The sequence below is a fragment of the Nocardia sp. NPDC059236 genome, assembly GCF_042754085.1.
In the GTDB taxonomy this organism is placed as follows: domain Bacteria; phylum Actinomycetota; class Actinomycetes; order Mycobacteriales; family Mycobacteriaceae; genus Nocardia.
Window position 1 is genome coordinate 65,495 of sequence record NZ_JBHZAF010000005.1, and the last position, 11,264, is coordinate 76,758.

At 67.8% G+C, this 11,264-nt stretch carries 9 protein-coding genes and 1 pseudogene; 5 read left to right on the forward strand and 5 right to left on the reverse strand.

Annotated features, from left to right (window positions below; translation table 11 throughout):
• Positions 1 to 3 precede the first annotated feature (3 nt).
• The 4 genes from ACFXIV_RS14855 to ACFXIV_RS14870 are packed head-to-tail and all read left to right on the forward strand — an operon-like array spanning position 4 to position 2,577.
• A complete protein-coding gene (locus tag ACFXIV_RS14855; protein WP_379396569.1) occupies positions 4 to 573 on the forward strand; it encodes a ferric reductase-like transmembrane domain-containing protein in 570 nt (189 codons plus the stop codon).
• Positions 570 to 1,802, forward strand: coding sequence for an NADH-ubiquinone oxidoreductase-F iron-sulfur binding region domain-containing protein (locus ACFXIV_RS14860; RefSeq protein ID WP_379396571.1), 1,233 nt, complete (start codon positions 570 to 572; stop codon positions 1,800 to 1,802). Before ACFXIV_RS14855 ends, ACFXIV_RS14860 begins: the two co-directional genes overlap by 4 nt.
• Entirely contained in the window at positions 1,799 to 2,017 is a 219-nt protein-coding gene (locus tag ACFXIV_RS14865) for a ferredoxin (protein ID WP_379396573.1), read from the forward strand. Before ACFXIV_RS14860 ends, ACFXIV_RS14865 begins: the two co-directional genes overlap by 4 nt.
• Before the next feature lie 32 nt (positions 2,018 to 2,049).
• The gene (locus tag ACFXIV_RS14870; protein ID WP_379396575.1) at positions 2,050 to 2,577 is read left to right on the forward strand and encodes a hypothetical protein; all 528 of its coding nucleotides are present in this window, start codon (positions 2,050 to 2,052) and stop codon (positions 2,575 to 2,577) included.
• Positions 2,578 to 2,649: 72 nt separating this feature from the next.
• Here ACFXIV_RS14870 and katG read toward each other — a convergent pair whose 3' ends face one another.
• Together katG and ACFXIV_RS14880 are read right to left on the reverse strand one after the other, a co-directional pair.
• The gene (gene katG / locus ACFXIV_RS14875) at positions 2,650 to 4,857 is read right to left on the reverse strand and encodes a catalase/peroxidase HPI (protein ID WP_379396577.1); all 2,208 of its coding nucleotides are present in this window, start codon (positions 4,855 to 4,857) and stop codon (positions 2,650 to 2,652) included.
• Between the two features lie 64 nt (positions 4,858 to 4,921).
• Positions 4,922 to 5,335, reverse strand: coding sequence for a Fur family transcriptional regulator (locus tag ACFXIV_RS14880; protein WP_379381392.1), 414 nt, complete (start codon positions 5,333 to 5,335; stop codon positions 4,922 to 4,924).
• Between the two features lie 331 nt (positions 5,336 to 5,666).
• Between ACFXIV_RS14880 and ACFXIV_RS14885 the strand changes: the two genes are divergently transcribed.
• A complete protein-coding gene (locus ACFXIV_RS14885; RefSeq protein ID WP_379396579.1) occupies positions 5,667 to 5,891 on the forward strand; it encodes a hypothetical protein in 225 nt (74 codons plus the stop codon).
• 1,443 nt (positions 5,892 to 7,334) lie between these two features.
• Here the strand turns inward: ACFXIV_RS14885 and ACFXIV_RS14890 are convergent.
• The 3 genes and pseudogenes from ACFXIV_RS14890 to ACFXIV_RS14900 form a co-directional block, all read right to left on the reverse strand.
• Positions 7,335 to 7,862: a shikimate kinase gene (locus tag ACFXIV_RS14890; RefSeq protein ID WP_379397169.1), complete on the reverse strand. Its 528-nt coding sequence runs from the start codon at positions 7,860 to 7,862 to the stop codon at positions 7,335 to 7,337.
• A 15-nt stretch (positions 7,863 to 7,877) separates the two neighbouring features.
• Positions 7,878 to 9,054: pseudogene (gene aroC / locus ACFXIV_RS14895) on the reverse strand (chorismate synthase); the annotation flags it as partial.
• A 4-nt stretch (positions 9,055 to 9,058) separates the two neighbouring features.
• Complete coding sequence (locus ACFXIV_RS14900; RefSeq protein WP_379396581.1) at positions 9,059 to 11,263, reverse strand: anthranilate synthase component I; 2,205 nt, start codon at positions 11,261 to 11,263, stop codon at positions 9,059 to 9,061.
• Position 11,264: the final 1 nt, after the last annotated feature.

Genomic DNA, 11,264 nt, shown 5'->3' on the forward strand with positions numbered 1-11,264 from the left:
CTGATGGGGCAGGCGGGGTTCGACGAGGCGTTGTGGGCGTTCGGGCGGGGGACGGGTGTCACGGCGCTGGTGGTGCTGACGGTGGCAGTGGTGGCCGGGGTTGTCGCGCGGTCGGGGCGAGTCGTGGTGTTGCCGCGGGCCGGGATGGCGGTGTTTCATCGGGGCGCGGCGTTGACCGCGGTCGGGTTGGTGGCCGTGCATGTGGCGAGTCTGCTGGCCGATCCGTGGGCGCAGTTGCGGCTGGTGGATGTGGTGGTGCCGTTCGGCGGGGCGTATCGGTCGGTGTGGGTGGGGTTCGGCACGGTGGCGGTGGATCTGCTCGCCGCGGTGACGGTGTCGGGTCTGCTGCGGCATCGGATCGGCCCGAATGCGTTTCGTGCCGTGCACTGGGCGACGTATGTGCTGTGGCCGATGGTGTCGATCCATGCGCTCGGGGCGGGGACCGACGCGTTCCGGCCGTGGCTGGTGGCAGTGCTGGTGGCCTGTGCGGTCGCGGTGGTGGCCGCGGTGGGCTGGCGGATCAGCCGGGGATTCACCGAGATCGGTGTACCGGCCGGGCAGGTGGCCCGATGACCGGCGTCGAATCTGGGGGTCGCCGTGCGGTGGCGGTGCGCAGGCTGCTGGCCGCGCCGACGGCTGACCTGGTCGCTCACGAGGCCACGCATGGCCGGTTGCCCGCTGTCACGCGGGAGTTGATCGATGCGGTCGCGGCCTCGGGGCTGCGCGGGCGTGGCGGGGCGGGGTTCCCGGTGGCGCGCAAGCTGGGTGCGGTGGCCGGTGGGCGTCGTCCGATCGTGGTCGCCAATGGTGCGGAGGGGGAGCCCGACAGTCACAAGGATGCCGTATTGCTCACTCGCGCACCGCATCTGGTGCTGGACGGCCTGGTCGCCGCGGCGGCCGCGGTCGGGAGCCGGGACTGCCGGATCTATGCCTCGGAAGCGATGCTGGAACCGCTGCGGCGGGCACTGGTGGAACGGCGGCGGGCGGGGTACCGCGAACCGGTGATCGAACTGACCGCTGCCCCCGAGACTTTCCTGGCGGGGGAGAAGTCGGCGGTGGTGAATCGTCTGTCCGGACGCGCGGCACTCCCGGCCGATCAGGTGGTCTCCACGTCCCGCTCGGGTGTGGGTGGTCGCCCGACGCTGGTCCACAATGTCGAGACGCTGGCCCAGCTGGCGTTGATCGCCCGGCACGGCCCGTCGTGGTTCCGTTCGGTCGGGGTGTGGGATGAGCCTGGCACGATGCTGATCAGCTTGTCGGGCACCAGAATCGCCGGTGTTTTCGAGGTTGCGGCCGGTGCCGAGCTGCCGGAGGTGGTCGCGGGTCTCGGCGGCACCGACCCGGCCCGGGTGCGCGCGGTGCTGGTCGGCGGCTGGCATGGCACCTGGATTTCCGGGTTGGCCCTGCCGGGAGCCGCGTTGTCGGCGCAGGGTTTACGGCATCTGCGTGCCGTCCCGGGTGCCGGAGTGGTGCGGGTGCTGCCTCACGGTCAGTGCGGGTTGCGGGTCACCGCCGAGATCACCGCCTATCTCGCCGCACAGAGCGCCGGGCAGTGCGGTCCGTGCCGCAATGGGTTGCCCACCCTCGCAACCCGATTCGAGCAGCTGGCCGACGGAGTCGGCGACCCCGCCGAGATCGCCCGGGTGGCCCGGCTGGTCGAGGGCAGGGGAGCCTGTCACCACCCCGACGGGACCGCTCGCATGGTGCGGTCCGCGCTGGAGGTGTTCGCCGACGAGGTGGCTCGGCATCAACACGGCCACTGTGTAGCGGCTGCGCCGGCCCGGACAGGAGCACTGCGATGATCGAACCGCTTCGCCTGCACATCGATTGGACCCGCTGCGACGGCCGGGGCGTGTGCAGTGAACTGCTGCCCGGCACCCTCGCCCGCGACGACTGGGGATTCCCGCTGACCCGCGATCACCGCGACCCGGTGCTGGAGCGCGCGGATCTGCCCGCCGCACGGGATGCGGTACGGCTGTGCCCGCGCCTCGCTTTACGGCTGCTGCCGCTGGCATGATCGGGGGTCGACAGCGTCGGAAGGGGAGAAGCATGGCGACGGCGGCGATGGGCCGAATTCAGCGGCTGCGCAGTCTCATCGAGCATCCGCGCACCGGGCCGGCGGAGCGGGCGGCCGCGCAGCGCATGCTGGACCGGTTGCTGAGCAAGACCGGCGGGGGAGCGCACCGGACCGGAGACCGCACCTACGGTGCGCGCCACGATCGTCCCGGCCGGCACGCGAGCCTGTCCCGCATCGCCGACATGATCGGCGAGGACATCGCCCTGGCCCGCATCCTCACCCTCCCCGACGGCGACGGCGACCTCGCCACCCGCAGCGCCCTGCGCGACGCCCCCGACCAGCTCACGTATACCGTCGAAACCCCTTACGACGCAGGCATTCTCATCACGGTCGGCAACATCCCGCCCGGGTGGGCCACCGACCCCGACGGCTTCGACACTCCAGCGTTGCGGGCGCTGGTCGAGGAACTGACCGAGCTGATGAACGCCTACAACCACGACGGCACCGACATCGCCCGCCGCTTCCTCGGCCGCGTCCGCACCGAGACGTCCACCGGCTAGCATCCCGACACGCACAATGCCCCCGAACCGGTCGGTTCGGGGGCATCGTCCTACTGGTTCAGACGGTTGTCATCACACCAGGTCGAAGCGGTCGAGCTCCATGACCTTGGTCCAGGCGGCCACGAAGTCGTCGACGAACTTCCGCTTGGAGTCGTCCTCGGCGTACACCTCGGCCAGGGCCCGCAGCTGCGAGTTGGAGCCGAACACCAGGTCGACACGCGAACCGGTCCACACGGTCTTGCCGGTGGCGCGGTCCTTGCCCTCGTAGGTGCCGTCGTCGGCGGACGACGGGCCCCACTTGGTGGACATGTCGAGCAGGTTCACGAAGAAGTCCGCGGTGAGCGCACCCGGCTTGTCGGTGAACACGCCCAGCTGCGAACCCTGGTAGTTCGCACCCAGCACGCGCAGACCACCGACGAGCACGGTCATCTCCGGCGCCGACAGGGTCAGCAGGTTGGCCTTGTCCAGCAGCAGGTACTCCGCCGGGATGCGGGTGCCCTTGCCGACGTAGTTGCGGAAACCATCGGCGGCCGGCTCGAGCGCGGAGAAGGACTCCACGTCGGTCAGCTCCTGGGTGGCGTCGCCGCGGCCCGCACGGAACGGCACCTCGACATCGAAGCCGGCGGCCTTGGCGCCCTGCTCGACGCCGACGTTACCGGCCAGCACCACCAGGTCGGCGAAGGAGACCGGCTTGCCGAAGGACTCCTGGATGCCCTCGAGCACCCGGATGACCTGCGCCAGCTCGTCGGGCTGGTTGACCTCCCACCCGGCCTGCGGCTGCAGGCGGATGCGGCCGCCGTTGACGCCGCCGCGCATGTCCGAGCCGCGGAACGACGAGGCCGCCGCCCACGCGGTCGACACCAGCTGCGCCACGGTCAGACCCGACTCCGCGATCTTGGCCTTCAGCGCCGCGACATCGGCGGCGTCAATGAGCTCGTGCTCGACGGCCGGGATCGGGTCCTGCCACAGCAGGGTCTCGGCCGGCACTTCGGGGCCCAGGTAGCGGACCTTGGGACCCATGTCGCGGTGGATCAGCTTGTACCAGGCCTTGGCGAACTCCTCGGCCAGCTCTTCGGGGTGGTCGAGCCAGCGGCGGGTGATCGGCTCGTAGACCGGGTCGAACCGCAGCGACAGGTCGGTGGTCAGCATGGTCGGCAGGTGCTTCTTGGACCCGTCGAACGCGTCGGGGATGATCTCCTCGGCGTTCTTGGCGACATACTGGTGCGCACCGGCGGGCGACTTGGACAGCTCCCACTCGTAGCCGTAGAGGGTCTCCAGGAAGGAGTTGTCCCACTGGGTCGGGGTGGGGGTCCAGGTGACCTCGATACCGGAGGTGATGGCGTCCTTGCCGGCACCGGTGCCGAAGGTGGACTTCCAGCCCAGGCCCTGCTCCTCGAGCGGGGCGGCCTCGGGCTCGGGGCCGACATTGTCGGCCGGGCCCGCACCGTGGGTCTTACCGAAGGTGTGACCACCCACGATCAGCGCCGCGGTCTCGACATCGTTCATGGCCATCCGGCGGAAGGTCTCGCGGATGTCCACGGCCGCGGCCAGCGGATCCGGGTTGCCGTTGGGGCCTTCGGGATTGACGTAGATCAGACCCATCTGGACCGCGGCCAGCGGGTTCTCGAGGTCACGCTCGCCGGTGTAGCGGGCGTCGCCGAGCCACTCGGTCTCCGGACCCCAGTACACGTCCTGCTCGGGCTCCCACTGGTCGACGCGGCCGCCTCCGAAGCCGAACGTCTTGAAGCCCATGTCCTCGAGGGCGACATTGCCGGCGTAGACGATGAGGTCGGCCCACGACAGCTTCTTGCCGTACTTCTTCTTCACCGGCCACAGCAGACGCCGCGCCTTGTCGAGGGAGGCGTTGTCGGGCCACGAGTTCAGCGGAGCGAAACGCTGCATGCCGGCACCGGCTCCACCGCGGCCGTCGTTGATGCGGTAGGTGCCCGCGGCGTGCCAGGACATGCGGATGAAGAACGGGCCGTAGTGGCCGAAATCGGCCGGCCACCAGTCCTGCGAGGTGCGCATGACCTCGACGATGTCCTGCTTGACCGCGGCCAGGTCCAGGGTCTTGAACTCGGCGGCGTAGTCGTAGCCCTCGTCCATGGGGTTGGCGACGGCCGGGTTCTTCTGCAGGATGCTCAGGTTCAGCTGGTTGGGCCACCACTGACGGTTGGCGTTACCGCCCTCGGCCGGGTCATTGAGCCGGCCGTGTACGACGGGGCAGCCACCGGCGGGTTCGGTATTGGCTTCACCGATGGGCGGGTGTTCTTCAGGCACGGTGTGTCCTTTCAGTGAGTGATCATCTGCGTGATCAGCTGGCTGTCGGCCACGATTGTGACCGCTACTTGTCTTGTGTCGCAGTAGTTTTCGAGCATTCGGGGCACAGGCCCCAGTAGATGACCTCGGCCTCGTCGAGCGCGAAACCGTTGTCGTCGGACGCGGTCAGGCAGGGCGCGTCGCCGACGGCGCAGTCGACATCGGCGATCACGCCGCACGACCGGCACACCACATGGTGATGGTTGTCCCCGACGCGCGTCTCGTACAGCGCCACGGACCCCATCGGCTGAATGCGGCGAATCAGCCCCGCACTGGTCAGAGCCTTCAATACGTCGTACACCGCCTGATGTGAAACCCCGCCCAGCGTCTCGCGCACGAACCCCAGGATCGAGTCCGTATCCGAGTGCGGGTGAGTGTGCACCGCGGTCAGCACCGCCAGCCGCGGTGCGGTCACACGCAAAGCGGCCCCGCGCAACATGCGCTCGAAATCCGTAGGCGTGGGCACAACCCGAAGTCTGCCCCTTTTTCTGGAATCAATCAAGTCTTTGGGCCGGATCGGCGCCCAAAATAATGATCACCCGGCGGCAGCTCCCACCATCGGGCGATGATCACCCGCGACGAGATCCGCATCCGCTCCGCCGGCCACGACAACCGGTACCCGCTGGTGACCATCGCGGAATTCTTGCGAGGGCAACACTCGCGAAGACTCCATCGCCCCCAGCCAGTACGGCGAGGGCCGCCCCGGCCTCGCGGAGATCGCAGCGCGCCTCACCACCCTCGGGGCCGACCCCGCCGTCGCGTGGATCCGCGTGCAACTGCACGAGGAGATGTTCGACGATGATCATGACGGCATCGCGGCGGAATCGGTGGCGATCTGTACGTCATTGCCGCCCAGTGACATCGATCAGCGACTCGATGTGGGGGAGTTGTACGCGGAACCGGTGTGGGAGGGCTGGTCCTACGACGAGGCCGCCTACTGCGACATCCCCGCCATCCCCGATGGTCACCGCGTCCTCACCCTCGTCTGGGACTGACCATCTCGTCGCCCCGCGCGGCCTCCCGGTACATCGCTGAATTCATCAGCGGTACAGGCGCATTCGAAGATCGTGGAGCACGCTCGAAACCCCTAGGGGCCAGCGGTGCCCGCGGCGGTGCCGCCGACAGCGCTGGGGAGGCATCGGATCAGCGCAACTTGACATAATGTTGATTATCGGCGCGATTACGGCATTGGAGTTGATCTTGAAACATGCTGTGCAACTGCGGTTGTCAGGTGCGGAAAGAGTTGGCAGCAATCCGGGAATGATGGCAGTGCGTCGCGGTGTGCATGAAAATCCGGTAAGGCACTGGCGGTGGGTTGGATGTTCTCGGCGTCAGGTTGCATATTCATGCATGTCGCGTTGCGTCACTGTGACGTATTTGGCTGATGTGACTGGCGTGGCGATGTTTGGTAGATCGTCGCAGGTGTCAGGTTTTTGTGGATCGGCGGTCTCGTGAGGCTGCGTCTGGGGTGTTTTGGGCTGTTGGTCTGGTTGTGTAGTGCCAGCTTTTTGTGGACGTGGGTGGGCTGGTTGTGGGAGTGGACCGGCACTACTGTCAGTTCTTCCCGGATTGTCCGGAGTTGTCCTGTGCTGTCAGGTTTTTCTCGGATCGCTGGGTGCGGCTGTCGAGTCTTTCCCGGATTGTCGGGTTCGGGCCGGGCGATGGGGTGTTGCGTTGTGGTGGGGTTGGGTGGGGCTCCGGAGGGCCTCTCCCCCGGGTTGTGGTGTGTTGCAACAGTTTTGGCCTAATAGGTAATTATGTCAAGTTGAATTGACAGACCCGTCCCCTGTGTTGGTGTAGGCAGATTTCGACTGCGCGTCTGGCGGCGCCGATTTGGATGATGCGCGGCCACGTGGGATCGACTTACTCGGCGAGCGTCGAACGGCGTCATGATCCTCGCGGCGTCGGCGTCGGCGTCGGCGTCTGGGTTCGGTTGATTGATTCGATTTACCCTGCGGAGTGGTGGGCTGCCGTTTGGTTGACGGGCGATGACCGCTGTGCGTCACTCCCCTGGCTCCCCGCGCATCCAATTGAAACGTCACAGTGACGTACTGAGGTGGGGTGCCTTGCAACGCGGTCACTGTCGGCCGCACTCGACAGCCGCGCAGGGGGAGCTCGTAAGCGGTCCTCCGACGACGGTGGCGCACCCGCTGCCCGCCCGCTCGGTCAATACCGCGGTCACCGAGAAAAGTCGGTAGATCCCTTCAGCAACGCATCTGATCGTTGGTCACCGCAACAACTTTCAGGGCCTGTGCTGTTCAGATCGCAAACGGTAGCGCGCTGTTGCGCTGCCGCGGCGTGTAAGGCGCGATTGTTGTCAGGTCACCTCGCCGAGGTGGCCACCACCTACGCGGCGGCCGTGCCGCTGGTGTACGCGGCGCGCGGCAAACCATGACACCCTGTCCCGGCCGGGAGCCGAATTCACCCGGCCGGTCCGGTCATCCGGCTTTCGCGGCTCCGTTCGAGGGAGAACGTGATCCGAGCTCGGCCAGCACGCGCCGCACCACCTCTTCGGGGATACGACCATCGGTGCCGACCACGAGCCGCGCGATCTCCCGGTAGAGCGGTTGCCGCCGCCTGAGCATGTCCGCATAGTGCGCAGATCGATCCGCGCTCGAGAACAACGGACGGTCGGAGTCGACGACCACGCGCCGAAGTCCCTCCTCCGCACCGACATCCAGGCAGACGACGATCCTATCGCGGAGTAGCGCACGGGTGGCCGCAGACAGCACAGCGCCGCCGCCGAGCGAGAGGACTCCCCCGCGCGTGGCCAGCGCGCCTCGGACCATATCTTCTTCGATACGCCGGAATTCCGCTTCGCCGCGTTCGGCGAAGATCTCGGGAATGCTGCAACCCGTAGCTTCCCGTATGAGGTCGTCGGTATCACGGAAGCTCACCCCTACTCGATCGGCGAGCAGGCGGCCAACGGTCGTTTTCCCGGCGCCGGGCGGACCGACAAGGATCACTTCCGGGACATGCAGGCGGGCATGGACGCGTTCGCGATACGCCTGGATATTGCCGACGGTCTCCGGCAATGAATCGCCGCCGAACTTCTCCAACACGGCCTGCGCGATGACCAGCGCCACCATGGCCTCGGCGACCACACCGGCGGCAGGGACCGCGCAAACGTCCGAGCGCTGGTGGATCGCGACCGCCGCTGCGCCGCAGGCCATGTCGATCGTCGCCAATGCTCGCGGGACGGTCGAGATAGGCTTCATCGCCGCTCGCACCCGCAGAGCTTGACCATTGGTCATGCCGCCTTCGAGACCGCCCGCGTGGTTGGTCGCACGCCGCACACCCTCTGTGCCCGGCCTTATTTCGTCATGGGCCTGGCTGCCGCGACGGCGCGCGGTCGCGAAACCGTCGCCGACCTCGACTCCCTTGATGGCCTGTATTCCCATGAGCGCGGCCGCCAGGCGTGCGTCCAGGCGCGTCTCACCGGAGGTGAACGACCCCAAACCGACCGGAAGTCCCTCGACGATGGACCTCGATTACACCGCCGAGAGTGTCACCGTCTCGTTTCGCCGCCTCGATCTCGGCAAGCATCGCCGTCTCGGCGGCGGCGTCGAAGCAGCGCACCGGAGAGGAGTCGATGGCGTCGAGATCCGTGGCCGTCGGCGTGACACCGGTGGTGTTGGCGGCGGTGCCGATCGACACCACGTGCGAGATCACCTCGACGCCCAGTGCCTGGCGCAGGAAGTTGCGGGCGACGGTGCCCGCCACGACACGCGCTGCGGTCTCGCGCGCGCTGGCCCGCTCCAAAACCGGCCGGGCGTCATCGAATCCGTACTTGAGCATGCCCGGATAGTCGGCGTGCCCGGGGCGCGGACGCGTCAACGGCGCATTGCGCGCCAACCCAGCCAACTCGGTCTGCTCCACCGGATCTGCGGACATGACCCGAGCCCACTTGGGCCACTCCGAATTCGCTACCTCGATGGCGACCGGACCGCCCATGGTGCGGCCGTGGCGCACGCCGCCGATCATGGTCACATCATCGGCCTCGAACTTCATTCGCGCGCCGCGCCCGTACCCGAGCCGACGCCGGGCCAGCTGCGCGCCGATCTCGGCGGAGGTCACCTCGACACCGGCCACCATCCCCTCGAGGATGGCGACCAGGACGGGACCATGCGACTCCCCGGCAGTTGTCCAGCGCAACACGGGCTTACATCCGGCCCCGTGCAGGCAGCGAATCGCGTCGCACCAGCGTGGCGAGCGCGTTGACCACGATCGCCGATCCGACACCGTCCGCGGCGGTCATGATCGACTCCGGGTGGAACTGCACCGCGGCGACCGGTTCGCTGCGATGTTCCACGGCCATCACGATTTTCCCGGTCGTCGCGGTAACAGCCAGCGCCTCCGGAATATCCGCGACCGCCCACGAGTGGTAGCGTCCGGCCACGAATTCCGTTGGGAGGCCCCGGAACAGCCCGTTGGGCTCGTGCACGCTGACCACCGCGGCCTCGCCGTGCGCCGGTTCCGGTAGCCGGGTCAGCGCGCCGCCGTAGTATTCGACGATGCCCTGGAGACCCAGGCAGACGCCGAACACCGGAATGTGCAGTTGCCGAGCGCTGTCCAGCGTCGCCGGCATAGCGAAGTCGGCGGGCAGCCCGGGTCCGGGCGACAGCACGACCAGGTCGGGTCGTTGTTCGGCGATGGCCTCGCCCGCTACCTCGCTGCGGTAGGTGTCCACGACCGCGCCTGCGGCCCGGAAGTAGTCCGCGAGGGTCTGCACGAAACTGTCGTTGTGGTCCACGAGCACCACCCGCGGGCGCTCCCGATCCGCCATCGCCACCGCGGCGGGGCCGCGCTCGACTGGGGCGTTGTTCGCGCGCAAAGCCGCTAGCTGGGCCCGCGCCTTGAGTTCGGTCTCCCGTTCCTCGTCCTCGGGGACCGACAGGTGCAGCAGCGTCGCGCCCGCCCGCACACCGGCCACTCCATCGTCGATATGAATGGTGCGCAGGGTGAGTGCAGTGTCGAGGGTGCCATCGAAGCCGATCATGCCGAACGCGCCGCCGTACCAGCGGCGGACAGCGCGCTCGTGCGCCTCGATGAAGTCGACTGCGGCGGCCTTGGGTGCGCCCGTCACGGTCACCGCCCAGGCGTGCGTGAGAAAGGCGTCGAGGGCATCGAATTCGTCGCGGAGCCGTCCCACGACATGGTCGACCGTGTGGATCAACGTCGCGTAGGTCTCGATCTGCCGGCGCCCGATCACCTCGACGCTGCCGGGTACGCAGACCCGAGCCTTGTCGTTGCGGTCGACATCGGTGCACATGGTCAGCTCGGATTCCTCCTTGTGCGAGTTGAGCAGTGCGCGCGTGTTCTCCGCATCGGCGAGCGCGTCGGCTCCGCGCGGTGCGGTGCCGCTGATGGGACACGATTCGATGTGCCTGGCGGCCACGCCGCCGGGTTCCTTCGACACGCGGACGAACATCTCCGGGGATGCGCCGACCAGATACTCCTGCTCGCCGAGATTGGCGAACACCCCGTACGGCGCCGGATTGCTCGCCCACAGCCGCTCGAAGACCTGCGAGGGCAGATCGTCGCAGCGGCGATAGAACGACTGGGCCGGAACGACCTCGAACAGGTCACCGTCGCGGAAAGCCGTCCGGGCCTCCTCGACGATCTCGGCGTAGGCCCCGGCCGCCATGTCGCGCTCGCGATCGGGAGTTCTTCCACCACAATATCTTTCGACCGGTGTCACGTGCGGTAGCGCGTCGGTGTCGTGCCCGCCGTAGAGGAAGTCATATTTGACCTGTGTCGCGCTGCGGTCGTCGACGACCAGGAACTGGTCGGGCAGATGCAGCACCAGATCCCTCGAGCGGGGGTCGCGTTCGTGTCGCCGCTGCGCGCGAACCATGTGGAAGATCAGGTCGTAGCCGAAGGCGCCGTAGAGCCCGAGCAATTGATCGTCTCCACCTGCCATGGTCGAGCAGATCGCCCGCAGCACTATGGTCACATTCGACTGCCGGGTCCGCTCCTCCTCACTGTGCCGGGCGTCGGCGGCGGGCAGCAGGCCCGACAGCTGGTCGGGTTCGCGGGTGACATCGCACAGCACCTCACAGACGGGAGCGGCCACAGCCTCGAGGAGAACGCGGCCACGCTGATTGAGGGCCCGCACTTCGATGACATTGCCGCGCGCGGCGAGTTGCAGCGGCGGTGCCTCGTAGCCGACTGCGCCTCGAGCGTATCGGCCCGGGTAGGTCACGCCCGAGGCGATCAGCATCCCGGCGCGGGAATCCAGCCGGGCGCCGAGCCGCTCGAGAATCCGGTCGGACTCGACGGTGGTAACCCGCCGCGTGACGGTGACGCCACCGGTGGTGGTCCAGCGGTGAACGCCGCTGGGCAACAGGGGAATCGAATGCAGCATC

Coding starts and splice junctions, on each gene's coding strand:
- ACFXIV_RS14855 (WP_379396569.1), top strand. CDS start 4: ATGGGGCAGGCGGGGTTCGACGAGGCGTTGTGGGCGTTCGGGCGGGGG.
- ACFXIV_RS14860 (WP_379396571.1), top strand. CDS start 570: ATGACCGGCGTCGAATCTGGGGGTCGCCGTGCGGTGGCGGTGCGCAGG.
- ACFXIV_RS14865 (WP_379396573.1), top strand. CDS start 1,799: ATGATCGAACCGCTTCGCCTGCACATCGATTGGACCCGCTGCGACGGC.
- ACFXIV_RS14870 (WP_379396575.1), top strand. CDS start 2,050: ATGGCGACGGCGGCGATGGGCCGAATTCAGCGGCTGCGCAGTCTCATC.
- ACFXIV_RS14880 (WP_379381392.1), bottom strand. CDS start 5,335: ATGTTGCGCGGGGCCGCTTTGCGTGTGACCGCACCGCGGCTGGCGGTG.
- ACFXIV_RS14900 (WP_379396581.1), bottom strand. CDS start 11,263: ATGCTGCATTCGATTCCCCTGTTGCCCAGCGGCGTTCACCGCTGGACC.